This window comes from Microbacterium sp. AB (assembly GCF_032878875.1).
GTDB lineage: Bacteria > Actinomycetota > Actinomycetes > Actinomycetales > Microbacteriaceae > Microbacterium > Microbacterium betulae.
The window spans coordinates 1,173,941-1,200,610 of sequence record NZ_CP118157.1 but is presented as its reverse complement, the minus strand read 5'-3'; the positions used below and the strand labels follow the sequence as shown (position 1 = coordinate 1,200,610).

General features: G+C 72.2%; 22 protein-coding genes. 11 read left to right on the top strand and 11 right to left on the bottom strand.

Annotated features, from left to right (window positions below):
* Positions 1-124: 124 nt before the first annotated feature.
* On the bottom strand, positions 125-2,560 hold the full coding sequence (locus tag N8K70_RS05730; RefSeq protein ID WP_317140641.1) for a tetratricopeptide repeat protein: 2,436 nt from the start codon (positions 2,558-2,560) through the stop codon (positions 125-127).
* A 37-nt stretch (positions 2,561-2,597) separates the two neighbouring features.
* Positions 2,598-4,781, bottom strand: coding sequence for a glycosyltransferase family 39 protein (locus N8K70_RS05725; protein ID WP_317140640.1), 2,184 nt, complete (start codon positions 4,779-4,781; stop codon positions 2,598-2,600).
* A gap of 320 nt (positions 4,782-5,101) precedes the next feature.
* Here N8K70_RS05725 and N8K70_RS05720 point away from each other — a divergent pair, with 320 nt between their 5' ends.
* The 4 genes from N8K70_RS05720 to N8K70_RS05705 are packed head-to-tail and all read left to right on the top strand — an operon-like array spanning position 5,102 to position 9,388.
* Complete coding sequence (locus N8K70_RS05720) at positions 5,102-6,046, top strand: amidase domain-containing protein (RefSeq protein ID WP_317140639.1); 945 nt, start codon at positions 5,102-5,104, stop codon at positions 6,044-6,046.
* Between the two features lie 57 nt (positions 6,047-6,103).
* Positions 6,104-6,973, top strand: a complete 870-nt coding sequence (gene rfbA / locus N8K70_RS05715) for a glucose-1-phosphate thymidylyltransferase RfbA (protein WP_317141179.1) — start codon at positions 6,104-6,106, stop codon at positions 6,971-6,973.
* 2 nt (positions 6,974-6,975) lie between these two features.
* Entirely contained in the window at positions 6,976-7,974 is a 999-nt protein-coding gene (rfbB, locus tag N8K70_RS05710; protein ID WP_317140638.1) for a dTDP-glucose 4,6-dehydratase, read from the top strand.
* A gap of 4 nt (positions 7,975-7,978) precedes the next feature.
* On the top strand, positions 7,979-9,388 hold the full coding sequence (locus N8K70_RS05705) for a bifunctional dTDP-4-dehydrorhamnose 3,5-epimerase family protein/NAD(P)-dependent oxidoreductase (RefSeq protein ID WP_317140637.1): 1,410 nt from the start codon (positions 7,979-7,981) through the stop codon (positions 9,386-9,388).
* A 43-nt stretch (positions 9,389-9,431) separates the two neighbouring features.
* On the opposite strand, the gene N8K70_RS05700 is transcribed toward N8K70_RS05705, so the two are convergent.
* Entirely contained in the window at positions 9,432-11,453 is a 2,022-nt protein-coding gene (locus tag N8K70_RS05700; RefSeq protein WP_317140636.1) for a hypothetical protein, read from the bottom strand.
* A 244-nt stretch (positions 11,454-11,697) separates the two neighbouring features.
* Here N8K70_RS05700 and N8K70_RS05695 point away from each other — a divergent pair, with 244 nt between their 5' ends.
* Together N8K70_RS05695 and N8K70_RS05690 are read left to right on the top strand one after the other, a co-directional pair.
* Entirely contained in the window at positions 11,698-12,999 is a 1,302-nt protein-coding gene (locus tag N8K70_RS05695; RefSeq protein ID WP_317141178.1) for a UDP-glucose dehydrogenase family protein, read from the top strand.
* A gap of 1 nt (position 13,000) precedes the next feature.
* Positions 13,001-13,927 carry a glycosyltransferase family 2 protein gene (locus N8K70_RS05690; protein WP_317140635.1) on the top strand — a complete coding sequence of 309 codons (927 nt, stop codon included), beginning with the start codon at positions 13,001-13,003 and terminating at the stop codon, positions 13,925-13,927.
* 18 nt (positions 13,928-13,945) lie between these two features.
* On the opposite strand, the gene N8K70_RS05685 is transcribed toward N8K70_RS05690, so the two are convergent.
* The 5 genes from N8K70_RS05685 to purE form a co-directional block, all read right to left on the bottom strand.
* Positions 13,946-14,698, bottom strand: coding sequence for an ABC transporter ATP-binding protein (locus N8K70_RS05685; protein WP_317140634.1), 753 nt, complete (start codon positions 14,696-14,698; stop codon positions 13,946-13,948).
* Entirely contained in the window at positions 14,698-15,576 is an 879-nt protein-coding gene (locus N8K70_RS05680) for an ABC transporter permease (protein ID WP_317140633.1), read from the bottom strand. The genes N8K70_RS05685 and N8K70_RS05680 overlap by 1 nt, the downstream gene beginning before the upstream one ends.
* Positions 15,577-15,680: 104 nt before the next feature.
* Entirely contained in the window at positions 15,681-16,763 is a 1,083-nt protein-coding gene (locus tag N8K70_RS05675; protein ID WP_317140632.1) for a glycosyltransferase, read from the bottom strand.
* The gene (locus N8K70_RS05670; RefSeq protein ID WP_317140631.1) at positions 16,760-18,136 is read right to left on the bottom strand and encodes an LCP family protein; all 1,377 of its coding nucleotides are present in this window, start codon (positions 18,134-18,136) and stop codon (positions 16,760-16,762) included. Before N8K70_RS05670 ends, N8K70_RS05675 begins: the two co-directional genes overlap by 4 nt.
* Positions 18,137-18,201: 65 nt before the next feature.
* Positions 18,202-18,669, bottom strand: coding sequence for a 5-(carboxyamino)imidazole ribonucleotide mutase (purE, locus tag N8K70_RS05665; protein ID WP_317141177.1), 468 nt, complete (start codon positions 18,667-18,669; stop codon positions 18,202-18,204).
* Between the two features lie 140 nt (positions 18,670-18,809).
* On the opposite strand from purE, the gene N8K70_RS05660 reads away from it, so the two are divergent.
* From N8K70_RS05660 to N8K70_RS05640, 5 genes are all read left to right on the top strand, one after another.
* Positions 18,810-19,592, top strand: a complete 783-nt coding sequence (locus tag N8K70_RS05660; RefSeq protein WP_317140630.1) for a biotin--[acetyl-CoA-carboxylase] ligase — start codon at positions 18,810-18,812, stop codon at positions 19,590-19,592.
* Between the two features lie 195 nt (positions 19,593-19,787).
* Positions 19,788-20,345: a PH domain-containing protein gene (locus tag N8K70_RS05655; RefSeq protein WP_394357825.1), complete on the top strand. Its 558-nt coding sequence runs from the start codon at positions 19,788-19,790 to the stop codon at positions 20,343-20,345.
* Positions 20,346-20,385: 40 nt separating this feature from the next.
* Positions 20,386-21,507 carry a 5-(carboxyamino)imidazole ribonucleotide synthase gene (locus tag N8K70_RS05650; RefSeq protein ID WP_317140628.1) on the top strand — a complete coding sequence of 374 codons (1,122 nt, stop codon included), beginning with the start codon at positions 20,386-20,388 and terminating at the stop codon, positions 21,505-21,507.
* A 129-nt stretch (positions 21,508-21,636) separates the two neighbouring features.
* Positions 21,637-23,253, top strand: coding sequence for an acyl-CoA carboxylase subunit beta (locus N8K70_RS05645; RefSeq protein ID WP_317141176.1), 1,617 nt, complete (start codon positions 21,637-21,639; stop codon positions 23,251-23,253).
* An 8-nt stretch (positions 23,254-23,261) separates the two neighbouring features.
* Positions 23,262-23,477, top strand: a complete 216-nt coding sequence (locus N8K70_RS05640) for an acyl-CoA carboxylase subunit epsilon (RefSeq protein ID WP_317140627.1) — start codon at positions 23,262-23,264, stop codon at positions 23,475-23,477.
* 201 nt (positions 23,478-23,678) lie between these two features.
* Here N8K70_RS05640 and N8K70_RS05635 read toward each other — a convergent pair whose 3' ends face one another.
* Genes N8K70_RS05635 through N8K70_RS05625 form a run of 3 tightly spaced genes read right to left on the bottom strand, consistent with a single transcriptional unit; the run spans position 23,679 to position 26,648 of the window.
* Entirely contained in the window at positions 23,679-24,695 is a 1,017-nt protein-coding gene (locus tag N8K70_RS05635) for a hypothetical protein (RefSeq protein ID WP_317140626.1), read from the bottom strand.
* Complete coding sequence (locus N8K70_RS05630) at positions 24,692-25,996, bottom strand: sensor histidine kinase (RefSeq protein WP_317140625.1); 1,305 nt, start codon at positions 25,994-25,996, stop codon at positions 24,692-24,694. Before N8K70_RS05630 ends, N8K70_RS05635 begins: the two co-directional genes overlap by 4 nt.
* Positions 25,997-26,000: 4 nt before the next feature.
* The gene (locus N8K70_RS05625; RefSeq protein WP_317140624.1) at positions 26,001-26,648 is read right to left on the bottom strand and encodes a response regulator transcription factor; all 648 of its coding nucleotides are present in this window, start codon (positions 26,646-26,648) and stop codon (positions 26,001-26,003) included.
* Between the last annotated feature and the right edge of the window lie 22 nt (positions 26,649-26,670).

Genomic DNA, 26,670 nt, shown 5'->3' with positions numbered 1-26,670 from the left:
ATTCTCGGGGACACACAGGCCGTCCCCGCACCGGGGCGGGGAGCCGCGTTCATCCTGTCCCGACCTCCGAGGTCGTCGCCGGTGTCCGACGACAAGTCCGCACAACCCCGGACAGCTCCCGCGCCTACGCGCCCCGCGCCTCCTCGGGTCGTGGCCCGCCGTCGTCGTGCGCATCGACGCGCTGGAGGACGGCGCCCGCCCGCCGGGCCTCCGGCCCGCCCGCCTCGACGAACGACAACGCCTGCTGAGCGCGCGAGGCGGCGGCCTCGTACGCCCCCGCCTCCGCATCGCGCTCCGCGAGGCCGATGAGCGCCTTCGCCTGCTCGAACACGACACCGCCCTCGACGGCGACGTCGTGGGCGGCGGCGAAGCTCCTGCGCGCGGCCTCGACGTCGCCCGACTCGGCGTATGTCGCGCCCAGGTCGTTGTGCACTCCCGCGATCAGCGCCGGCGCTCCCGTCGTCGTCGCGAGATCGAGCGCCTCCCGCTGGCGGTCGACGGCGACGGCGTGCTGCCCCGACGCGCTCAACGCGCGCCCGAGTCCGTTCAGCGCGTTCGCCTGCCAGAAGTCGCCCGCCGCGGCGCCGCCCTCGACGGCCCTCGACGCCGTGTCCAGAGCCGCAGCGGTGTCGCCCATGAGGAGGAGGAGCTCGCTGAGGTTCCCCAGCACCGTGAAAGCGAACGCGTCGTCGCCGAGCTCCTCCGCGATCGCGAGGGCCTGTTCGTGGTGCCGACGCGCCTCCGCGAGCTCGCCCCGCCGCCGCAGCAGGATCGCGATGTTGTCGTGCAGACGCCCCTGGAAGTCCCGCCGGTCGGCACGCTCGGCCCACACGAGCGACACGCGGAACCGCCGCAGCGCATCGTCCAGATCGCCCCGCATCGATGCGCTGACGGCGAGGCTGTTCGCCGCGGAGCTGGCCTCGGCCGCCGCGCCCGTGCGCTCGGCCCAGAGCAGGGCCTCGGACAGGATCGCGTCGGCATGCGGCCTGCCGCGACGCACGAGGGTGCGGCCCAGGGCGAGAGCGGCCTTCGTCTTCGCCTCGTCGGTCGCATCGCGCAGCGTGGACTCGTACGCTCGCCGCTGCAGCGCCTCGGCGGACCGGAACATCCCCTGCGCATCGAGATGGTCCGAGACCAGCGCCGTCGCCTCCAGCAGCGCGTTCGGTCGACGGGCGGCGACCGCCGCGGTGACTTCGACGAGGTGGCCGATCTCGTGCGTGAGCCAGGCCGCGTCGGCGTCGCGAGCCGATGCCAGATAGGCGTCGACGAGGCGGTCGACGGCGGCGTCCCGCACGCTGCTCGGCTCCTCCTCCCAGGACTGGGCGAGCACGAACACCCGCACGAGACGGTGCATCCACACGCGGTCGCCGACGTCGACGAGGTGAGCGATCCGGAGATCCCGCAGAAGCCCGTCGCACGCCGGTTCCGAGCGATCGAACAGCTCGGCGGCATACGAGACGGGGAGGTGGGCGCACGGCTGCGCGGCCAGCAGCCGGAGCGCTCGACGCTGCTCGCGTCCGAGCGCCTCGTACGCCTGCGAGAAGACGGCGTGGACGACGTCGTCGACATGGAGGCGCGCCAGCCTGGCCTGGATGCGCTCGCAATGGTCGGCGAGCGACCAGTCGTCGGCACGCGCGACGCGCGCCGCCACGATGCTCGTCGCCAGCGGCAGGCCTCCCGTGAGGGCGGCGAGACGACGAGCCGCCTCGGCGTCCTGCGCGATCCGGTCCTCGCCGAGGTACGCGCGCAGGAGCGCGATCGTGTCGTCCTCGGCCCACGGCGCAAGCTCGACCACGGTCGTCCACGGCGTGCGCACCGCCGCAGATCTCGTCGTGACGACCACGCGCGTGGTCGCGAAGCGCGCAAGCGGCTCGAACTGCTCGCGGCTCGCCGCGTCGTCCAAGAGGATCGCCGTCGCGGTCCGCCGGAGCTCGTCCGCGATCCGCTCCGCCCACGCCTCGTCGGGGATCGGGTCCTCCGCGCCGATCCCCAGCTGCCGTGCCACGGCGTCCAGCACGGCGCGGGCGTCCGCTCGCATCGCCCTCGTGTCACTGCCCCGGACGTCGATCGTGATCGCGCTGCGCTCGCGCCCCTCGGCGATCACGGCAGCGGCCAGCTGCGTCTTCCCCGCGCCGGGCATCCCGGTGATCACGACGGCGGAGCTGCCCCGACGGGCCCGCGCCAGCGCGCGCTCCGGGACGACGAAGGGCTCGGCGCGTGCCGGCACGCCCGCGAAGCCGGTCAGGACGGCCGCACCTCGCCGCGTGCCGTCCTGCAGAGAGGCGCACCACGTCCGCCAGACGGCCAGCTCCGCTGCATCGGCCCCGAGAGCGGCGACGATGTCGAGCACGAGCGGGACGTCGACCCGGCGCCGACCGTCACGGAAGCAGTCGTAGACCGTCGACCGGGCAGGGGGCTGAGCGCCATCCGATCCGCCGCGCCGTCGTCGCTCGCCGACGCGTCGCGAGATCTCGGCGAACGACGGCGACCCGGCCTCGGCACGTCGTTCGCGCAGCCGCGAGGCGAGGTCGTCGAAGCTCTCCGGGCCGGGCGATCGCATGGCACCCATTGTGGCGTGTCCGGCCGGCGAGCGCTCCTCAGCGCAACGCCTCCCGTGCCGCCGCACGCCGCCGCCGCAGGATCGCGCCGCCGACGAGCCAGCCGGCTCCCACGGCGAGCGCGAGCACGTACGAGCCCACGAGCAGCGGCCAGGCCGGAGGCCGGAACGACACCGTGACGCTGTCGCCCGGAGCCGCGTCCGACACGTCGACCGTCAGGAGCCATCCGCGCACGGCGTCGACCTGCACGGCTCCGTCGACGGAGTAGCCCGGGTAGGGCAGGCGGCTCAGCACGACGCGGCCGTCCTCCCCTGCCGCGTCCACGGTGAATGTCACCTCCGTGTCGCTCTGCGCCGTGACGGAGACGGCCGTGCCGTCCGCCGTCCAGACGACGCCGCCCGCCGCGGGCAGCGCCTCGTCGCGCTCGAACAGCCAGGTGTACTCGCCCTCCTCCGCGAGCGTCCACCCCTCCGGCGCCTCGGGCTCGTCGGGGTAGGTGTCCTTCATCGCGACGATCGTGCTCACGCCCATGAGGTCGGAGACGCGCAGCCCCGTCTCGTCGTCGACCGACCACAGGGTGTCGAGCGCGGCCTCGCACGTCTTGCCGCGCAGGTCGATGCAGAGGTCGTCGCCGAAGGTCTCGAACGGCAGCACGGTGTACATGCTGCTGACGTCGGTCGGGCTGAAGTACCAGAGGTTCGCGATGAGCCGCTCGTCCCAGCTCGCGTCGTCCTGCCATCCGTCCTCGGCGTCGCCGACCACGATCCCGTCCCCGTGGGCGTCTGGCAGCACCGACTCGAGGGCCGAGGCGCTGTCGGGGGCGTCACGGCTCGGCAGCGGCGACGTCGGCAGGAAGTAGAGCTGACCGGCCACGAACACGGCCGTCACCGCCATGGAGGCGACCGCGGCCCAGGCCGCGCGCCGCCGGACGCGCGGCGCGCGGGCGATCCATCGCAGGACGACGAGGGCCGCGAACGCGACGGCGGCAGCCGCGAGGATCGCCTTCCACGCATAGGGACCGTTGCCCCAGGTCAGGAGCGACGTCGCGCCGATCACGACGCCCGAGAGCCAGAAGGCCCTGCGCGTCGCGCCCTGCGGATACCTCCGCGAGATCCCCACGGCGAACACGACGACGAGCACGATCGCGAGATAGGGGATGAGGCGCAGCGGCCACCGGATGGGCCCCATGTGGCTCGGGCCGAGCACGAGCACGAGGGCGACGCCGCCCAGCACGAACAGGGGGATGCCGCGCCTCACCGCCGAGCGTGCGAGGGGAAGCGCCAGAGGCAGGAGCAGGAGCGCCCACGCGATGTGGACGAGCGGACCCTCCGTCGCCTCCGTCCCCCATGACCGGATGGTCGCCGACACCCACGGGTTGCCCGCCGAGGCCAGATCCGTCAGGTCGGCGTTGAGGAACCGCAGATTCTCGAACGGCGCATCCCCCCGCTCGGTGACCGGCGCGGTGAGGACGGCGGGGAGGTACACGACGATCGTGAGGAGCGCGCCCCACGCCGAGGCGAGCAGCGTCCGGACGACACGCGCCCCGTCGCGACGCACGGCGTGGCGGACGAGCGTCTCCACGAGGATGACGACGAGCATCATCACGCCGAATACGTACCCGATCGTGATGAGGAGGTAGCTCACGAGGAGATACGGGAACGGGGAGCGCCGGTGTTCCACCGCGCGACGCAGCGCCCACCATGCCCAGGGGAAGAGCGCCACGTTGAACAGGTCGGTCGACCACGACGCCGCGTCCATGTAGACGACGAAGCCCGACACCGGCACGAGGACGCCCGCGAGCGCGGCCCACGGGCGATGCGCGCCGAACTGCCGCGCGAGCAGGTAGACCCCGAGCGACAGGATGACGAGGAACACGAGCTTGACGACCGTCGCGTGCAGCACAGGGCTCTCGCTGAGCCGCGCCGCGATCGCGATGAGCCACGTGACGGGGTTGAGGAGGCCCCACTGCCCCTCGGCCCAGTAGTTGCCGGCCTGCCACGCCGACGGGTCGAGCATGGGCAGCCTGCCCTGGAGCAGCTGGTCGCCCAGCTGCCACCACTGCCCGGCCGAGCCGCGCTCCGTGTCGTCGGAGAAGTAGAAGCGCGGCGTGACGACGAGCCGGGACGCCGCCAGGACGAGCGTGAGAGCCGCTGTCAGCACGGGCCATGCCCAGCGCCCGGTCGTCGACGCGCTCTTCTGCACCGTCTTCTCCCGCGCGGCCATCTGCCCTCCGTTCGCGTCCGCCGGGCTCGGCGGACCAGAGTCGATGCTATCCGCCATCGCCGCGCGAGCCGGGGCGCGGGGTGGCCATCCCGTCCGTGAGCGACCTCCAGGATCCACGAAGGCCGGATCGGTACGCTCGCGGGGATGCGCCGACCCGACCCCCTCCCTCCGCGTCCGCGCGCTCACAGGCGCGACGCCCGCCGGTCGAGCCGTCCGAGCGCGCCGACGTCGGGACGCCTCGCTCGCGGGCACGAGCGCAGCGACGACGCCGCGCCCGCATCCGCGGCGTCGTCGTCCTGGCGGCCTCGAGTGCCGCGGCGGTGATCGCGGCGGTCGGGTTCGGCGTCCTCTCCGGCCCGTCCGCCGAAGACCCGGTCGCCACCGCTTCGCCCACGGCCTCCTCCGCCCCCGCGTCGCCGTCGGTCTCGATCCGGGCCGGAGAGCCGGACGACGGCGCGGCCGACGCGGAGCCCGAGACGCGCGCCGCTCCCGCAGAGGCCGCCGTCTCCCCCGCGCTCACCGGGCTCAGCTCCACGTCCGGGTCGCTCGTGGCCGGCGAGACGCTGGCCCTCTCCGGAACGGGGCTCTCGGGGGTCGACGACGTGCGGTTCGGGGAGACCTCGGCGTCGATCGTCTCCGTCGAGGACGAGTCCGTCGAGATCGTCGTGCCCCATGCCCCCGACTACACCGCGGGCGAGGTCGCGGTCACGGCGCTCGTCGGGGACGCCGCAGTCGACACGCCCGAGCCGCTCGCCTACCTCTACGAGGCGCGCACCGGCGTCGACCGCCAGCTCGAGTACGCCCTCGCGCACTGGGACGACTACAACGTCGACGGATACGGCGACTACAACCCGCTCGGCGGCGACTGCATGAACTTCGCGAGCCAGACCCTCGTCGCCCGCGGATGGCAGCAGAGCGCGGACTGGTACAACGACGGCTCGTCGGCGACGACGACCTGGACCTACGTGCCCGCCTTCGAGACGTGGATCCAGGGCAACGCCGAGGCGCTCGGCGTCACCCGCCTCGAGCTCGATCAGCGCGACGAGGTGAAGGTCGGAGACCTGGTCATGTTCGACTGGGACGCCAGCGGGGCGCTCGACCACGTCCAGGTCGTCTCGGAGGTCGTCCGCGAAGACGACGGCTCCGTGTCGATCCGCATGGTGGGACACAACGAGGACTCGGACTACCGCGACCTCGACGAGGCCCTCACGGTCGACCATCCCGGCGGCACGGCGTACTTCTGGAGCATTCCGGACGACTCCTGACCCCGGCCCGACCCCGCCGTCAGGATGGGCGCGAACGAGTATGTAACGATGGGTGCTGTGAAGGGCATCATTCTTGCGGGCGGTTCGGGGACGCGGTTGCACCCGATCACATTGGGGACGTCGAAACAGCTGGTCCCGGTGTACGACAAGCCGATGGTCTACTACCCGCTGTCGACGCTGCTGCTGGCGGGCATCCGCGACATCCTCGTGATCACGACCCCCCACGATGCGGCGTCGTTCGAGCGGCTGCTGGGCGACGGGTCCCAGTTCGGGGTGTCGATCACGTTCGCGGTGCAGCCGTCGCCGGACGGGCTGGCGCAGGCGTTCACGATCGGGGCGGACTTCATCGGCGACGACAAGGTCGCCCTCGTCCTCGGCGACAACCTCCTGTACGGGCCGGGGCTGGGCACGCAGCTGAAGCGGTATGCGGACGTGGACGGCGGCGCGGTGTTCGCGTACTGGGTCGCGGAGCCCCGCGCATACGGCGTCGTCGAGTTCGACGAGACCGGCAGGGCGGTGTCGCTGGAGGAGAAGCCGGCGCGTCCGAAGAGCAACTACGCGATCCCGGGGCTGTACTTCTACGACAACGACGTCGTCGAGATCGCCCGGAACCTGAAGCCCTCGCCCCGCGGCGAGCTCGAGATCACCGACGTCAACGCCGCGTATCTGGAGCGCGGGAAGCTGCAGGTGGAGGTCCTCCCCCGCGGGACCGCCTGGCTCGACACGGGCACGTTCGACCAGATGACCGACGCGGCCGACTACGTCCGCACCATCGAGCGGCGCACGGGCCTGAAGATCGGCTCGCCGGAGGAGATCGCCTGGCGGCAGGGGTTCCTCGCGGACGACGAGCTGCGCGAGCGGGCGCAGAAGCTGGTGAAGTCGGGGTACGGGTCGTACCTCCTCGAGGTCCTGGAACGGGGAAAGTGAACATGGCGACGCTTCTGGTCACCGGCGGCGCCGGCTTCATCGGCTCGAACTTCGTCCACCACGTCGTCGCGCACACCGACCACCGGGTGGTCGTGCTCGACAAGCTGACCTACGCGGGGAACCGCGCCTCGCTCGACGGGCTCCCCGCCGACCGCGTGGAGCTCGTCGTCGGCGACATCGCCGACGCGGACCTCGTGGACGCGCTCTTCGCCCGCGTGGATGCCGTGGTGCACTACGCGGCGGAGTCGCACAACGACAACTCCCTCCACGACCCGCGCCCGTTCCTCGACACGAACATCATCGGCACCTACACGCTCCTGGAGGCGGCGCGCCGGCACGACAGGAGACTGCACCACATCTCCACCGACGAGGTCTACGGCGACCTGGAGCTCGACGACCCGCGGCGGTTCACGGAGAGCACCCCCTACAACCCCTCCTCGCCGTACTCCTCGACGAAGGCCGGGTCGGATCTGCTCGTGCGGGCCTGGGTGCGCTCGTTCGGGGTCAGGGCGACGATCTCGAACTGCTCCAACAACTACGGCCCCTACCAGCACGTGGAGAAGTTCATCCCCCGACAGATCACCAACGTGATCCGCGGCATCCGCCCCAAGCTCTACGGCGCGGGCGAGAACGTGCGCGACTGGATCCATGCGGACGACCACTCCTCCGCCGTCCTGACCATCCTCGACAAGGGCGAGATCGGGCAGACCTACCTCATCGGGGCGGACGGCGAGAAGGACAACAAGGAGGTCGTGGAACTCATCCTCTCGCTCTTCGGGCAGTCTCCCGACGCGTACGACCACGTCACCGACCGCCCGGGGCACGACCTCCGCTACGCCATCGACTCCACGAAGCTGCGCACCGAGCTCGGATGGACGCCGGCCTACCAGGACTTCGAGACCGGCCTGAAGGCCACGATCGACTGGTACCGCGACAACGAGGCCTGGTGGGCGCCCGCGAAGGACGGCGTCGAGGCGTTCTACGCGTCGAAGGGACAGTGACGCGGTGACGGCGTTCGGCAAGGGGCTCCAGGCGACCGAGACCTCGATCCCCGGGCTGGTGGTCTTCGACCTTCCCGTGCACGGCGACGGGCGCGGATGGTTCAAGGAGAACTGGCAGCGCGAGAAGATGACGGCGCTGGGGCTCCCCGACTTCGGGCCCGTGCAGAACAACGTCTCCTTCAACGACAAGCCGGGGACGACGCGCGGCATCCACGCCGAGCCGTGGGACAAGTGGGTCTCCGTTGCGACGGGACGCATCTTCGGCGCCTGGGTGGACCTGCGCGAGGGCCCCACGTTCGGCGCCGTCCACACCGCGGAGCTCGACCCGTCGAAGGCGATCTTCGTGCCCCGCGGCGTCGGCAACAGCTACCAGACCCTCGAGCCCGACACCGCCTACACCTATCTCGTCAACGACCACTGGTCGCCCGACGCGTCGTACTCGTTCCTCAACCTCGCCGACGAGACGGTCGCGATCGACTGGCCCATCCCGCTCGCCGACGTCGAGATCTCCGAGAAGGACAAGGCCCATCCGCGCCTCGCGGACGTCGCCGCCGTCCCCCCGCGCAAGACGCTCGTCCTCGGTGCGAACGGGCAGCTCGGCCGTGCCCTCCGCGACGTCCTCGGCGACCGGCCGCACGTCGAGTACACCACCCGCGCCGACCTCGACCTCGCGGACGCCGGTCTCGACCGTGCCCGCCGCTGGCGCGACTACGACACGATCGTCAACGCCGCCGCCCACACCGCCGTCGACCGGGCCGAAACGCCTGACGGCCGCCGCGAGGCATGGGCCGCGAACGTCACGGGCGTCGCGGCGCTCTCGCGCATCGCCGCGGCCCACGGCCTGACGCTCGTCCACGTCTCGAGCGACTACGTGTTCGACGGCACGAGCGAGACCCCGTACGCGGAGGACGCGCCGCTCAGCCCGCTCGGCGTCTACGGGCAGACCAAGGCCGCGGGCGACGCGCTCGTCGCCACCGTCCCCCGCCACTACGTCGTCCGCACCAGCTGGGTCATCGGCGACGGCAAGAACTTCGTCACGACGATGGCGTCGCTCGCCGATCGCGGCGTCGACCCGGCCGTCGTCGACGACCAGACCGGCCGCCTGACGTTCACCGCCGACATCGCCGACGCCATCCGCCACCTCCTCGCCGTCCGACCCGCCTACGGGACCTACAACCTCACCGGCGCGGGCGCGCCGATCACCTGGGCCGGCGTCGCGAGGCGGGTCTTCGAGCTCACCGGCCACGACCCCGCGCGGGTCACCCCCGTGAGCACGGCGGACTACTTCGCGAACGCCACGGGGCCGATCGCTCCCCGTCCGCGCAACAGCGTGCTCGACCTCTCGAAGCTCGCGAGCACCGGCTACGCCCCCGCCGACGCGGACGAACGGCTCGCGGCGTACCTCGCACGCTGACCGGCCGCGCGACGCCGAGCGGCGGGCGCGCGGTCCGCCGATCTCAGCGGACCGCCGCGCCCTTCGGCAGGAAGTCGACCGTCTGCGCCGACAGGGACAGCACGAGGGGCCTCTTGCCCCCGCCCAGCCGGTTCAGGACGGCCGGGGTCGTGACGTGGCGGAGCTTCCCGCCCTGCAGCAGGTAGACCTCGTCGCGCCCCTTGCCCTGGACGTAGAGCGCGCCGAGACGCGAGGCGTTCGAGCGGTCGAGCTGGGCGCAGGTCGCGGCGTCGAGGTTCGACACGTGGAACCCGTACGACGACGTGATCGGCCGCAGCGTCCCGCCCGCCGCGATGTAGGGCGTGCCGCCGCACCGGGCGAACAGGCCGAGCGTCCCGGTCTTCTTGTACAGCGCCAGCGTCGAGGCGGGCACCCTGGCGCTCGCCCCCCTTGCGAGCCCGTACTCGTCGGCGATGCCCCAGCTCGGCAGGTAGACGAGGCGACGGTCGGATGTGGGCAGGTACGCGCGGACGGAGCCGTTCTGCTCGAGGAAGGTACCGGGTGCGAAGCGCACCTCCCCCGAGCCGTGCCTCTTCAGCCCCGCGGCGGGCATGACGGCGGCGTACGGCCATTTCCCGCCGTTGAGGGTCGTCGCCGCCGCGCGGTTGTACAGCGGATCGAGCCGCGACCCGTCGATGAGGTACAGGGCGCCGCCGGCCCGCTTGCGCACGAAGTTCGTGAGCCTCTCCCCCGCGGGGACGGCGGCATACGTCGCCGACGTGAGCGCTGTCTCCGTGCCGCACCTCCCGCCCCACTGCGCGACCTGGGCGCAGGTGGAGAAGTAGTGACGCGTGCCGCCCTGCAGCAGCGACACGTCTCCCGTGCTCGCGTTGCGGAGGAAGAGCGTGGCCTTCCCCTTCGTGGGGAACTGCGCCGCGTACTGCGCGCTCACCTGGGTCCATCCCCCGAACGCCGCCTGGTACTCGCCGATCGTGGCCTGCGTGATGTGGACCTTCGTCGTGCCGTTGAGGAGGAAGATGTCCGTGCCGGCGCGGATCAGCGCGGGCTCGGGCGTCCGCGTCGAGCCGAACCAGTCGGTGAAGTAGTTGTAGAAGTTCCGGTTGCCGTATGCCGAGCAGGCGTCGCCCTCGCCGTACCCGGCGCGCAGCGCGGCCGCGTTGGGCTGATAGGGCGTGTAGTAGTAGAGGCTCGCCGTCGCCTTGTTCTTCATCGTCACCGCGCCCGATCCGCACGACGCGTTCGGGTGGTACTGGACCTGCGAGCTCTTGCCGACGGGGAACCAGTTGAAGTAGCTGGACTTCGCGTAGATCTGGTACTGCCGCGCGGCGCCGTACACCTGGTTCTGGAAGCCGTAGTAGCGCGTGTCGCACGCGGACGTGTCGGGACACGCCATCCCCATCGCGATCGTGTAGCGCCAGCTGCTCGGCCATGTGTGCGTGACGAGGCCCTGCTCCTTCTGCAGCATGACGAGAAGCACCTGCGGGTTGATGCCGCAGGCCTGGGCCACCTTCGCGATGATCCTCGCGGCCGTCTCGTTCTTCGCGCCCTGGTAGGGCTTCGCGCAGTACGCGTCGGCGGCGCGGGTCGTCGTCGTCGTCGTGAAGTCCTTGAGACAGGTGTACCCCGACCGGCACGTCGGCACCTTGCTCTTCAGGAACGCCTGGATCTGCGTGGAGCTCATCGCCGTGCCGTTGTAGAAGACGGCGTCGCTGACGATGTTCCCGGCGTCGAACCCCACGAGGCTCGCCGCGCTCGCGCGTCCCAGCGCGCCCTCCTCGACGACCGCCGCGTCGAGCGTGGTGTCCTGGGCGATCCGGTCCATCTCCTCGTCGGAGATCTCCCCCGGCGTGGCCGTGGGAGTCGGCGTCGCGGAGGGCTCCGGCGTCGCGGTCGGGATCGGCTCCGGGGTCGCGGACGGCGTGGCCAGGGGGGTCGGGATGGTGTTCGGGCCGGTGCTCGCGGTGATCCTCGGCTCCGGCGTCGGGTCCGTCTCCGAGGTCGCCGCCGCCGCGCTCGTGGCGGTGAGGACACCCGCGACGAGCGAGGCGACCGCCAGCGCCGACACGAGAAGCCGGCTTCGCCCTCGCGCGGGCGTACGAGGAGGTTTTCCGAGACGCATGTGAACAGTGTGACAGATGCGACTACCAGAGAGAATCGCGGATTTCACGCGGGCGCGCCGTGGTCCAGCGACCGCTCATGTCGTTCCGAGGAGCGCGCCGCGCGCGCATGGGAGGATTGTGGGGATGCGCCGCGGAGCACGAGTCCCCGTCGCGGCACGGATCGAGCAGGCCGGAGAGGTGTCGTACGTCATGAAGTTGAGTGTGATCGGTTGTGGGTATCTGGGTGCGGTGCACGCGGCGGCGATGGCGTCGCTGGGGCACGAGGTCGTCGGGATCGACGTGGACGAGGCGAAGATCGCGTTGCTCGCATCCGGTCAGACCCCGTTCTTCGAGCCCGGGCTGCCCGAGATCCTGACCACCGCGCTGGCCTCGGGGAGGTTGTCGTTCACCACCGACATCGCCGCCGCCGCCGACGCGGAGGTCCACTTCATCGCCGTGGGCACCCCGCAGCGCAAGGACGCCGCCGGCGCGGACCTCACCTACGTCGACGCGTCCGTGACGAGCCTCCTGCCCCACCTGGCCCCCGGGTCCCTCGTCGTGGGGAAGTCGACCGTCCCCGTCGGCACCGCCCAGCGCCTGGCGGACCTCATCGCCCCCACCGGGGCCCGCCTGGCGTGGAACCCCGAGTTCCTCCGCGAGGGGTTCGCGGTGAAAGACACCGTCGAGCCCGACCGGCTCGTGTACGGTGTGGACCCCCGCACCGACACCGAGGACACCGCCGTCCTCGACGCCGTGTACGCCACCGCGATCGCCGCGGGCACCCCCCGCATCGTCACCGGATACGCCACCGCCGAGCTCGTCAAGGTCGCCGCCAACAGCTTCCTGGCCACGAAGATCAGCTTCATCAACGCCATGGCCGAGATCGCCGAGACCACGGGCGCCGACGTCACCCAGCTCGCCGACGCCATCGGATACGACAACCGCATCGGACGCCGCTTCCTCAACGCCGGCGTCGGCTTCGGCGGCGGGTGCCTGCCCAAGGACATCCGCGCGTTCACCGCGAGAGCCGAGGAGCTCGGCCGCGGCGAGTCCGTCGCGTTCCTCAAACACGTCGACGAGATCAACCTCCGCCGCCGCCAGCACGTCGTCGACCTCGCCGTGAACAGCTTCGACGACCACATCCACGACCACCGCATCGCCGTCCTCGGCCTCGCGTTCAAACCCGACAGCGACGACACCCGCGACTCCCCCGCCCTCGACGTCGCCGTCCGCCTCACCGGCCTCGGCGCCGACGTCATCGCCTACGACCCCGAAGCCATCCCCAACGCCCGCAGAGCCCACCCCCAACTCCACTACGCCGACACCCTCGACGACGCCCTCACCGGCGCCGAGACCGTCGTCATCCTCACCGAATGGGCACAATTCCGGAACCTCGACCCCACCGAGACCGCCACCCGCGTCGCCCGCCCCGTCATCATCGACGGACGCAACACCCTCGACCCCACCGCCTGGCACAACGCCGGCTGGACCTACCACGGCATGGGACGCTGACATGGCCGACGCCGCCCCCCGCGTGTCCGTCGTCGTCCGCACGAAGGACCGCCCGGACTTCCTCCGGCGCGCGCTCCGGAGCATCACCGGCCAGACGTCCGATGCGTGGGAGGCGGTCGTCGTCAACGACGGCGGCGACGCCGCCACGGTGGACGCGCTCATCGCGGACCTGCCGGATCGGCACAGGGCGCGTGTGCGCGCCGTCCACTCGGAGACGTCGCGCGGACGCTGGGTGAGCGCGAACGCGGGCGTCCTCGCGACCTCCGCGCCGCTCCTCGTGCTGCACGACGACGACGACACCTGGCATCCGGAGTTCCTCGAGCGCGCCGCCGCGTATCTCGACGAGCACCCCGACCGCGGCGGCATCGTCTCGCGCATCGAGATCGTCTGGGAGGAGGAGCGGGGAGGCCGGCTCCTCCCCGTGCGCCGCGAGGTCTTCCAGGAGCATCTCGCCGCGCCCACGCTCGGCGACACGCTGCTGTTCAACCGGTACGTGCCGATCGGCTTCGTCTACCGCCGCAGCCTGCACGAGGAGCTCGGCCTCTACGACGAGAGCCTTCCCGTCGTGGGCGACTGGAGCTTCAACCTGAAGGTGCTCTCCCGCGGCCCGCTCGAGTACCTGGGCGACGAGCCCTACGCCTCCTGGCACCAGCGCACGGGGGCCGCGGGCTCCGCGGGCAACAGCGTGATCTCCTCGCGCGGCGACCACGAGAAGCACGACGCCCTCATCCGCGACGAGGCGCTGCGCGAGTACGTGGGCGAGCACGGCCTCGGGCTCGTCCTCTACCTGACGAAGTTCATCGACCGCCGGTTCGTCGAGGTCGAGAGCGGCATCCGCGCGGAGATCGCCGAGACCCGCCGCGAGGTCGGCCGTCTCAACGTCGTCGCCCGCGGCTACGACAAGCTCCGCCGCCGGCTCGGCCGCTGACCGTCCCGGCGCGGCGTCTCAGCCCTTCAGCGCCTCGACGGCCTCGTCGATCGGGCCGTCGAAGACCTTCTTGCCCTTCCGGATGACGATGCCGCGCTCGCACAGGCGCTTGACGGTGCCCGTGTCGTGGCTCACGACGAGCATGGTCACGCCCTGCGCCGTGAGCTCCTCGATCTTCGCGTAGCACTTCTGGCGGAAGGGGGCGTCCCCCACCGACAGCACCTCGTCCACGAGCAGGACGTCGAGGTCGACGTGGATCGCCACGGCGAACGCCAGGCGCATGAACATGCCCGACGAGTAGTGCTTGACCTCCTGGTCGATGAAGTCGCCGATCTCGCTGAACGCGACGATGTCGTCGAAGCGCTCGTCGATCTGCTCCTTCTGCATCCCGAGGATCGCCGCGTTCAGGTAGACGTTCTCGCGCCCCGACAGATCGGGATGGAACCCGGCTCCGACCTCGATGAGGCCCGCCACGCGTCCACGGGTGAACACCCTGCCCTCGTCCGGCTCGAGCACGCCCGAGACGAGCTTGAGCGTCGTCGACTTGCCCGACCCGTTCATCCCGAGCACCGCGACGGACTCGCCCTCGCCGACCTGGAAGCTGATGTCGTCGAGCGCCGTGAAGACGTCGCTGCGCACCTTCTTCCGCTGGATCCAGCTGATGAACGCCTCCTTGAAGGAGTGCGTGTTGCGCTTCAGGAAGTTCTTCGACACGCGGTCGACGATGATCGACGGCGTCGTGGCGGAGGTCATGGCGAGGGTGTCGGGCATCACAGGTCCTGGGCGAAGGTGCGCTCGAAGCGGCGGAAGACGAACTGGCCGATGGTGAGCGCGAGGGCGCAGACCACGAGCGCGGCGATGAGATAGACCTCGAAGTGCGGGGGGAAGCCCGGCGAGGCGTTCTCGGCGTCGGAGGAGACCGTCGACTCCCAGAAGGCGAAGTGGAAGAGCTCGACGGCCACCGTCAGCGGGTTCATCATGTAGACGTAGAGCACCCAGCCGTGCATCCGCTCGGCCACGAGCGTCCAGGTGTAGAGCACGGGCGACGCCCACGTCGACACCATGCGGATGACCTCGACGAAGTTCTGCGCGTCCCGGTACCGCACGTTGATGCCCGCGAAGAACAGCCCCAGGCCCAGCGCCATGCTGCCGACGATGAAGACGCCCACCAGCGCGGCGCCGATCCCGACGAACGACGGGACCCAGCCGTAGATGAAGACGGCGACGATCAGGAGGATGGCCACCTGCGGCAGGAAGTGGATGAACGCGACGATGATGGCCGAGATCGGGAAGAGCTCGCGCGGCAGGTAGATCTTCTGCACGAGCGACCGGTTGTCGACGATGGCGTTCGTGGCGTTGCCGAAGCCCTCGTTGAAGAAGTTCACGACGACGATGCCCGCGAAGAGGTAGAGCGGGAAGTTCTCGGTGCGCCCGCCCATCCCGAGGATGATGCCCATCACGAGGAAGTACACGAGGTACTGGATGCCGGGCTTGACGTAGGACCACGTCCAGCCGAGCACCGAGTTGCGGTAGCGCGTGGCCGTGCCCTTGCGCACGAGCAGCCGGAGGAGATAGCTCCAGTGGAAGACGTCGAGGATGCCGCGACCGCGGCCCGGGACGTCGTACTGCGACAGGTCGATCGATGTCACTGCGGAGCGTCCTGCCTCGTCATCCCGGGAAATGCCACTTCCAGATCCTATCGCCGCGCCGCGTGCGCGCCTGGACGCGCGCTCGATGCGCGCTCGCGACGTCCTCACAGCTCCGCGTGGAGCTGCCAGACCATCTCCGCGGCGCCGTGCCAGGAGAACGCCCGCGCCCGGTCGAGTGCGAGGACGCGCATCCGCTCCTCCTCGCCGTCCAGGGCCGCGACGAGCGCATCGCCCATATCGTCCGCCCCGACGACCGCGCCGCCGTCGAACACGACCTCCCGGTGGCCGTCCGAGTCGACCGCGACGACCGGCGTGCCGAGGCTCATCGCCTCGACCGCCCGCCAGGGCCACGCGGCGCGCGCGGATCCCGCCACGAACGCGCCGGCGTGCCCCATGACCGCCGCCCGATCTCCGCGGTCGAGCGCGCCGCGGACGTGCACGCGATCGGCCGCGAGCCCCGTCGACGCCGCGATCTCGCGGACGGCACGCCCCTGGCCGTCCGGTGCGTCGAGGACGACGACGTCGCGGTCCGCCGCCCGCGCGGCGGCGAAGGCCGTCGCGAGGCCGTCCGACGGCGCCGCGCCCCCGGACGTCGCGACGAAGCGCTCGGGCAGCGCGAGATCGCGCCGACGCGCCTCCGCGTCCGTCGGCAGGGAGAAGCCCTCCGGCGGAGCCCCGGGGATCACCCTCACCCGCGCACCCAGGTCCGCACGCTCGGCGAGCCGGACAGCGATCGCATGCGAGGGGACGACGAGCGCGTCCGCGTGACGCTGCGCGCGCTTCAGCAGCGCGTGCTGCAGCCCGGCGGCCCCCTTCGGCAGCTCGCCCTGCGCCTCCCAGGCGCGCAGATCCCACAGCGTCACGACGGTCTGGGCGGCGTCGTTCGCCCTGTCGTGGCGCACGAGCGGCGCGAGCAGGGTCGGCGAGTGGACGAGCCCGCCGTCCGCCCCCGCGGCGACGCCCATCCGCCAGGCCGCGACGAGCTCGCGACGTCCGATCGAGAGCCGCTTCTCGCTGCGGATGCCCGGTACCGCCAGCGGCTCTCCCGCGGGCGCGATGGCGTCGACGACGCATCCGCCGGGTGCCGACTCGACGAGCATCCGCGCGAGGTCTCGCGATGCCGCCTGCAGATCGGGGTCGGTCGGTGCCGCGAGCTGATCGAGGACGACCCGCAGCCGCACGGTCACTGCGCGGACTCCTCGGGGTGGAGCACGCCCTGCAGGTACGCGTGGATGGCGTCGTAGTCGGGGTCCTCCTGGTTCACCGCGAGCTCGCTCTCGGGCGTGAGCTCCACCGACGTCATGGGCTGGTCCTTCGCGAGGACCGCGAGGTCGAGGAACGTCGGCAGCAGCGACTGCGGGATGTCGGTCTCCACGATCGCGGTGCCGGCCTTGGCGACCTCCTGGAAGCGGGTGAGCACGTTCTCCGGCGTGAACTGCGCGAGGATGGCCTCCTGCAGCTCGCGCTGGCGGCGCATCCGGTCCCAGTCGCTCGTCGTGTAGCGGGAGCGGGCGTACCACTGCGCGGTCTCGCCGTCCATGTGCTGCTGTCCGACCTCGATCCATCCGGTCGCCCAGTCCTCGGCCGGCTGCCCCTCGTACTGCGGGCCCCCGCCCTCGGGGAGCCGCTCGACGACGTCGATGTCGACGCCGCCGAGCGCGTCGATGAGCGACGCGAAGCCGTTCATGTCGATGAAGGCGTAGTACGGGATCTCGAGCCCGGTCACGCCCTCGGCCGCGTCCTTCGTCGCCTCGACGCCGGGCGACGAGCCCTGCGACTCGGCGTCGGGGTAGAGCGAGACGCCCTGGTCGTCGCGGCAGACCTCCGCCGCCTGGCGGATGTGGTTCATCCAGTCGTCCCAGCCGCAGGACGCGTCGGCGTGCCCCTCGAAGCCGTCCGGGTAGAGCGACAGCATGGGGCTGCCCTCGCTGAACGGCGCGCCGCCGAGCTCGCGGGGGATCCCCGTGATCGTCACCGCGCCGGTCTCGGCGTTGACCGAGACGACCGAGATGCTGTCGAACCGCATCGAGTCGCGGCCGTCTCCCGAGTCCGCCCCGAGGAGGAGGATGTTGTAGTACCCGTCGCTCGGCGGCACGACGGGGGCGCTCGCGCCGAAGATCGAGCCGAGGGCGTTGGAGGCGGCGACGACGCGCGGGACGGCGTACGCCACCCCTCCTCCGGTCACGACCATGAGGACGATCGCGAGCGCGGCGATCCCGAAGCGCGCCGGGCTCTTCGTCTTCACCAGGCGCACGAGCCGCAGCGTGTCGATCGACAGGACGATCCAGAGCACGCCGTAGCCGAGGAGCAGCGCGGCGAGCACGATGAGCACGAACGGGTTGAGCAGGACGTTCATCGTGCCGTCGCGCCAGAGCAGGAGCCCGAGCGCCCCCACGGCGACGAGCGTCCACGCCGCGAGCGTCGTCCCGAGGGCGAAGCGCCCGAGCCTGCGGCCCCCCGCGAGCACCTGCGCGGAGCCCGGGATGAGCCAGCCCAGGATCACGAGCCACCATCCGCGCCGCGTCATGAGCGCCGCGTCCGCCGCATCGGGGTGCCGCATCGGACGCGTCTCGACGAGAGCGCCGGAAGACGTCCGCGTCCGAGGACGCTCCGCGGCGATCGCCGTCACAGAGAGCCCTTCAGCCGTGCGTTCTTCTCCTCGACCTGACGCTCCAGGTCGCGGGCGTACTGCTCGACGCGGTCGGCGATGTCGCCGTCCGCCGTGCCGAGGATGCGCGCCGCCAGGAGGCCGGCGTTCCTCGCGCCGTCGATCGACACCGTCGCGACGGGGATGCCGGCGGGCATCTGCACGATCGAGAGCAGCGAGTCGAGGCCGTCGAGGGACTTCAGCCGCACGGGGACGCCGATGACGGGAAGCGCCGTGACGGATGCGAGCATGCCGGGCAGGTGCGCCGCGCCGCCGGCTCCGGCGACGATCGCCTTCAGCCCTCGGCCGCGCGCCTCGCGCCCGTAGCGGACGAGCTTGTCGACCGTGCGGTGCGCCGAGACGACCTCGACCTCGTGCGGGACGCCCAGCTCGGTGAGGGCGTCGGAGGCGTCGACCATGATGCGCCAGTCGGAGTCGGACCCCATGACGACGCCGACGAGGGGCGCTTCGGACGAGTGCAGCACCCGACAAGGGTAGGCCGTGAGCCTGGAGATCGCCGGGAGCGACATCTGAACACGTCGGCGCCGGCCCGGGCTCGGGGCGGATGGCGGGCTAGGGTCGGTGCGTGGACTGGGAGCGGACGCGCGCGGCGTCGGGCAGGGTGATCGAGCTCGCTCGGACGGGATCGACCAACGCCGACCTCGTGCGGGCGATCGGCGCGGGCGAGGAGTGGCCGCACCTCGGCGTGCTGCTCACGCGCGATCAGACGGCCGGGCGGGGGCGCCTGGACAGGCGATGGGTCGCCCCTCCGGGCTCGGCGCTGGCGGTGTCGGTCGTCGTGCAGGTGCCGCGGCTGCCGGCCGCCGCGCGGGGATGGATCCCGCTGGTCGCCGGGGTCGCGATGCGCCAGGCGATCGCCGCGCAGGCGGACGGCCACGAGGCCGGGCTGAAATGGCCCAACGACGTGCTGGTGCGCGATGACGAGGGGACGGCTCGGAAGATCTGCGGCGTCCTCGCGGAGGCGACGGCCGCGCCCGACGCCGTCGTGATCGGCACGGGCGTCAACACGCGGCTCGAGCCCGGCGATCTGCCGGTGCCCACCGCGACCTCGTTCCCGGCGCTGGGGATCGTGTGCGACGAGGACGCCCTCGTCGCGACGTACCTCTCCGAGCTCGACCGGCTGCTCGTGGCCCTCGCGTCGGCGGACGGCGACGCCGTCGCGTCCGGCGTGCACCGCGAGGCGTCGGCGATGTGCCTCACGCTCGGCCGCGAGGTGAGCGTCTCCCTCCCCGACGGGTCGGCGCTCCGCGGGCGCGCGGCGTCGCTCGCGCCGGACGGCCGCCTCGTCGTCGAGTCCGCGGACGGCCCCGTCGCCGTGTCCGCGGGCGACGTCGTGCACGTGCGCTGAGCATCCACGCCACGGCGGCCCCCTGCACGACGCAGGAATCCTCGCGCCGCTCGGCCGCGCCACACGGCGTGTCGACCCTCGCGGGCGCCGTTCTTCCTGCGTCGTGTCCGACGACCCGCGCCGCCTGCCGGCGCGCCGCCTGCCGGCGCGGCGGCGCCCGCGCGGCGGCCGCGGGCCGACAATGGAGGGGTGAGCATGCCCTCCTATCCCGCGGGTCGCCCCGCCACGCCGCCGGCGGCACCCTCGCCGGAGCTGCTCGTGGCGCGCGTGCGCGGACACGCGAGGCGGCTGGTGTGGTCCGCCGTGCTGCTGATCGCGGTCGCCGGCGCCACGGGGTACCTCTACGGCGGTCTCCCGGCCCCGTTCGAGGACTGGATGCTCCTCGCGGCGGCGGGCGCGATCGTGCTCGTCGGCTCGGTCGTCCCGTTCGTCGTGTGGCTCACCCGCACCTACACGATCACGACGCGGCGCGTCATCGCGAAGCGGGGTCTCCTCGCGCGCAGTCACACGGAGCTCTCGCACACGCGCGGCTACGGCATCCGGCTGCGGCGCGGCGTCCTGCAGCGGCTCTGGGGGGCCGGGACCCTCACCCTCTCGGACGGCGTCTCGGCGCCCCTCGTGCTGCGGAACGTGCCCGACGCGCGTCTCGTCCACGAGGTGCTCGCCGACCAGGTGGAGATGAGCCAGATCCAGGCGCATCGGGATTCCCAGGGCTTCTCCTTCGGGCACCAGCTCCCCGCGACGCAGGCCTGATCCGCGGCGGCGCGTCCCTCGATGCGTCAGACTGTGAGACATGACGTTGCGCGTGGGTGTGATCGGCGGCGGCCAGCTGGCCCGGATGATGATCGCTCCCGCGGTCGAGCTCGGCGTCGAGCTGAGCGTGCTCGCCGAGGGCGAGGGGATGTCCGCGGCCCTCGCGGCGACGGCCGTCGGCGACTACCGGGACGCCGGGACGGTGCTCGCCTTCGCCGAGCGCGTCGACGTCGTCACGTTCGACCACGAGCACGTCCCGCAGCCGGTGCTCCGGGCGCTCGTCGAGGCCGGCGTCGCCGTCCATCCCGGCCCCGACGCCCTGCGCTTCGCCCAGGACAAGCTCGTCATGCGACGCCGGCTGGCCGAGCTCGGCGCACCGCAGCCCGACTGGGCCGCGGTGTCGGACACGTCCGAGCTGCGGGCGTTCCTCGACGACCACGGCGGCCGCGCGGTCGTCAAGACCCCCCGCGGCGGCTACGACGGCAAGGGCGTGAAGGTCGTCTCGCGCCCCGAGGAGGTCGCCGACTGGTTCGCGGACTTCGGCGGCGAGGCGCTCCTCGCCGAGGAGCTCGTCGTCTTCCGCAGGGAGCTCGCCCAGCAGGTCGCGCGGCGTCCGAGCGGCGGGATGGCCGCCTATCCCGTCGTCGAGACGGTGCAGCGCGACGGCGTGTGCGCCGAGGTGCTCGCGCCCGCGCCGGGCGCCTCGGAGAAGCTCGTCGAGGTCGCTGCCCGTCTCGGCATGTCGATCGCGGACGGCCTGGGCGTCACCGGGATGCTCGCCGTCGAGCTGTTCGAGACGGAGGACGACCGCATCCTCGTCAACGAGCTCGCGATGCGCCCCCACAACAGCGGCCACTGGACCCAGGACGGCGCCGTCACGAGCCAGTTCGAGCAGCATCTGCGCGCCGTCCTCGACCTCCCGTTGGGTGCGACGGACCCCACCGCCGACGCCGCCGTCATGGTCAACATCCTGGGCGGACCGCAGGGCGAGGAGATCACCGGCCGCTTCGCGGCCGCCATGGACGCCCATCCGCTCGCCAGGATCCACACCTACGGCAAGGCGCCGCGGCCGGGCCGCAAGGTCGGGCACGTCAACGTCACGGGCGACGACATCGACGAGGCGGTCTACGAGGCGCGCGCGGCCGCCGCCTTCTTCGACTGACGCTCCTCGCCTCCCCGGAGACCGGCGAGCGGATGCGTCCAGCGGGCGTGCGGAGCCTCGAGGGAGGGCGAGACCTCGTCGGCCGCGCACACAGGTTCGCGCACGGCGTTGTGTGTGCCCGCCAAGGCGATGACCGTGCCCGCGGCTAGGGTGGAACGCGTGACCGAACCCGACATGTCCACGACCCAGGGCAAGATCGCCGACCTGCGCGCCCGCTACGACGAGGCCGTCCTCCAGGCCGAGGCGAGGGCGCAGGAGAAGCAGCACGCCAAGGACAAGCTCACCGCGCGGGAGCGCATCGGCCTCCTCGTCGATCAGGGCTCGTTCGTCGAGTTCGACGAGTACGTGCGCCACCGCACGACGGCGTTCGGGATGGAGAGGGCGCGCCCCTACGGCGACTCGGTCGTCACGGGCACCGGCACCATCCACGGCCGCACGGTCGCCGTGTATGCGCAGGACTTCTCCACCTTCGGCGGCTCGCTCGGCGAGGTCGCGGGCGAGAAGATCGTCAAGATCATGGAGTTCGCCCTGCGCGGGGGCATGCCGATCATCGGCATCCTCGACTCGGGCGGGGCGCGCATCCAGGAGGGCGTCGTCGCCCTCGGCAAGTACGGCGAGATCTTCCGCCTGAACACCGCGGCCTCCGGCGTCATCCCGCAGATCTCCCTCATCATGGGGCCGGCAGCGGGCGGCGCGGTCTACTCCCCCGCGCTCACCGACTTCGTCATCATGGTCGACAAGACGAGCCAGATGTTCGTCACGGGCCCCGACGTCATCAAGACCGTCACGGGCGAGGACGTCGGCATGGAGGAGCTGGGCGGCGCGCGCACGCACAACACCCGCTCGGGGGTGGCGCACTACCTCGCGGAGGACGAGGACGACGCGCTCGACTACGCCCGCACGCTCCTGAGCTTCCTGCCCGACAACAACATGGCCGACGCGCCGGCCTACGAGTCGGCGTTCGAGTTCGAGACGACCGACTCCGACCGGCAGCTCAACGCCCTCGTCCCCGACTCCGCGAACCAGCCGTACGACGTCCACGAGGTCATCGCGCGCACGGTCGACGACGGCGACTTCCTCGAGGTCCAGCCCCTGTTCGCGCCGAACATCGTCGTCGGCTTCGGGCGGGTCGAGGGCCGCACGGTCGGCATCATCGCCAACCAGCCCTCGCAGATGGCCGGCACGCTCAACATCGAGGCGGGAGAGAAGGCCTCGCGCTTCGTCCGCTTCTGCGACGCGTTCTCGATCCCGATCGTCACCCTCGTCGACGTGCCCGGCTACCTCCCGGGAACAGACCAGGAGTGGACGGGCGTCATCCGCCGCGGCGCGAAGCTCCTCTACGCCTACGCCGAGGCCACGGTCCCGCTCGTCACCGTGATCCTCCGCAAGGCGTACGGCGGCGCGTACATCGTCATGGGGTCGAAGCAGCTCGGCGCCGACGTCAACCTCGCCTGGCCGACCGCCGAGATCGCGGTGATGGGCGGGCAGGGCGCCGTGAACATCCTCTACCGCGGCGAGCTCCGCAAGGCCGAGGAGGCGGGCGAGGACGTCGCCGCCGTGCGCACCCGCCTCGCCAACGAGTACACCTACAACGTCGCGAGCCCCTTCCTCGCCGCGGAGCGCGGGGAGCTCGACGGGGTCATCGAGCCCGCCGCGACACGCGTGGCGATCGCGAAGGCGCTGCGGTCGCTGCGCGGCAAGCGGGCCGAGCTGCCGCCGAAGAAGCACGGCAACATCCCGCTCTAGGGGGCCTCATGACCGACCAGAACGACATCCCCCGCGTCGACGTCGTGCGCGGAACGCCCACGGCGGAGGAGCTCGCCGCGCTCATCGCCGTCGTCTCGGAGGCGTACTCCGTCGAGACGGCCACCGCCGTCGTCGAGGACCCTCCGGCCACGGCGGACTGGGCGCGCTCGCGACGGCTGCGGCGCCCGCTCGCGCGCGGCGCGTGGGGGCGCTTCCGCGGGTGACACGCCCGAGGTCCTTGTCCCCCGAAATACCTACAGACACGGAGGGCGCGGTCTTTCTACACTCGATATGGAAACGCTTGTGCGTTGGCCGCACATCCACTCCAGGGTAGGTGGATGGTCTGGCGGCTCACGTGGACGGTTTTCGGGTAACCGTCCACACCGGCCGGGGGTGAGACATCACCCCCGGCCCTTTCCTCGCCCTCACGCCGTCGGCCGCGGGATCTCGTGCCAGAGCGCGACCGCGTCCTCGTCGGGCAGCCCCGTGCCGGCCGCCGAACGGCCCACGACCGTCACCGCGACGCCGGGCTGGGCCGCGGTGCGGACGATGAGCCGCGGCGCGGCGGTCGAGCGCAGCGTCGTCGCGAGCTCGGCGCGGACGATCGCGAGGGCGTCCTCGTCGAGATCGTCCACGCCGCCCTCGTCGAGCACGGTCACGCTCGCACCGCCCTCGCGGAGCGCCGCGATCGCCCTCCGCACGTCGTCGTCGAGGAGCCGTGCTCCCCGCAGCTCGTCGCGCAGCGTGCCCTCGGCGCGCCGGGCCCGCGCGCGGTCCGCCTCCGTGAGCGCACCGTGCGAGGCGATCACCTGGGTCAGCACGGGCGCGGCGACCTGCAACGCGTACTGCACGCGCTCGCGGCGTTCGCGGCGCCGGACGGTCTGCGTCGACTGCCACGCGGCCGACGCCTGCTGGAGGCTCGCGAGCTTCACCGTGTCGTCGTACGCCCTGTCGGTGAAGAGCTGCATGAGCTGGCCGACGCCCACCCAGACCGTGGAGCCGACCAGGCCCAGCGCCAGCGCGCCGGGCACGCCGAGGAGGACGGACGAGCAGACGGCGAGGACGACGATCCCCGTCCACGCCCACGCGGCGCGGCGGCGCACCGCGACGATCGTCATGAGCGAGCCCACGGCCCCGATGTACCAGGTGACGTGGGGCGCGCCGTCCTCGGCCGGGCTCGTCGACGCCGAGACGATCCACGGCAGCGCCGCGGACACCGCCACGGCGACGATCGCGGCCCAGGCCGGCAGGGGCGCACCGCGACGCCCGTCGGCCGCCGGAGGGGGAACGGCGAGGACGAGCGCGGTGGCCGCGAGGGAGAGCGCCACCCCGAGGGCGAGCACGAGCGGCCGCTCGACCGGCTCCGCGGGGAACGCGCCCCGCGCGGCGAGGTAGCAGGAGAACGCCACCGCGACGAGGGTCAGGACCGCACGGACCTTCATCCCCGGCCCTCTCCGCCGGGGAAGGCGCGGAGAGCCTCCTCGCCGGAGGCCGGCCAGGTCAGCGTCACGACGGTGCCGGACCCGTCGGCGTCGACGTGCGCGCTGCCGCCGACGGCGGCGACACGGGCGAAGATCGATGCGCGGATGCCGAGCCGGTCGGGCGGGATCGCCGCGAGGTCGACCCCGTCGCCCTCGTCGGAGATCACGACCTCGACGCCGGGACCGCTCGCGGCGACGCGCACGGCGAGCCCGGCTCCGCCGGCGTGCTGGATCGCGTTGGCGACGGCCTGCGTGGCGGCGAGGACGAGAGCGCGTGCGGCCCGGCCCGGGATGTCCTGCACGACGGGGCCGCGCCCGTCGACGGCGAGCGCCGTGCCGAGCGCGCGGGCCTGCGCCCGCACCTCCGAGCGGATCCACTCCGATGTGACGGGCTCGTCGCTTCCCCACGGCTCGTCGGTCTCCGCGTTGGCGAGCCGGGTGAGCGCCTCGCGTGCCATCGAGACGGCGAGCTGCCGTTCCCGCTCGGAGTGCGCTCGCCCCGCCGCGAGGAGGGCGGCGAGCACGCTGTCGTGCATGAGGGCGGCGACCTCGACGCGCTCCTGCTCGGACGCCTCCGCCGAGGCGGCCCGCGAGTACTCGGAGATCGCCGCGTCGCGCGCGGCGTCCACGCCCGCGGCGAGGCTGCGGAACGTCCAGATGAGCACGATCACGATGACGCCCAGGATGAGCGCGAGCGAGATGTCGTACAGCGAGGCGAGCAGATCCGACGCCGTGTGGCCGTCGCGGGTGAGCCTGACGAGCCCGAAGATCAGCGGGACGCCGATCGCCCAGACGATCTGCCACGCCAGCGGGAAGACCATCGTCGCCGCGGCGGGCGCGACGTTGATGAGGGTGAGCGTCCACGGACCGCCCGTCGGCACGTGCCGCGGCTCCGGCAGCGGCCACAGGAGCAGGAGCGCGACCGGGAACGTCACCGCGAACACGGCGCATCCGACGCGCACGGCCCGTCCGAGCGTGCAGAGCACGATCATCGCCGCCAGCGAGGCGAAGACGACCATCGTCAGCACGGCCCGCACGGGCGGCTGGAGGTCCGACGCCGTCGCCGTCAGGAACGACTGGACTCCCACGAGCAGCGACGCCAGCGCGAGGGCGACCTGGAGGATCCGCTCCACGCGCGCCGCGGCGAACCCGCGTCCGAGGGCCGCCGGCACCCCCGACCGTGGGAGGACGTGCCTCCACGCCTCCGCGACGGCCTCCTGTCCGGCGAGGAACGGGGCGGAGTCGCGCGCTGCGGCCGGCATGCGCCTATCCGTCCGATGGCGACTCGACGATGCCGTCCTCGATCGCGCGGCGCAGCAGGTCGATCTTGGTCGGCGCGGGGCGCCCGACGTCGGTGTACTTGACGCGGATGCGCGTGATGTTCTCCTTGGCGGTGGAGTAGGCGATCCCGAGCCGCTCGGCCACGGCCTTCAACGGCAGCCCGGCGGCGTAGAGCCGCAGCACCTCTCGCTCGCGCACCGCGAGCTGCGCGTCCGCGAACTCCCTGTCGCTCTCCACGGCGCTCGCCCACTCGACGTTGTTGAGCGGCTCCCCGTCGGCGACGGTGCGGACCGCCGCGAGCACCTCCTCGAGCGGCGACGACTTGCTCACCACTCCCGCCGCGCCGGCGGCCAGGGCCTCCCGGACGGCCGCCGGCCGGTCGGCGACGGAGTGGATGATCACGGACGACTCGTACGTGAGGCGGATGACGTTCTCGGCGACGGTCGAGCCGTCGCCGAGCGTGAGGTCGAGCAGCACGACGTCGACGGGGGCCGGGCCGTGCGCGGCGCGCCAGCTCAGGTAGGCCGACACGGATGCTCCGCTGAACGCGGTGTCGTATCCCTCGCGCTCGAGCACCGCCTCCAGGCCGAGCCTGACCGACTCGTGATCGTCGATCAGCGCCACGCGTGTCATGCCGAGAAGCCTAACGGGACGC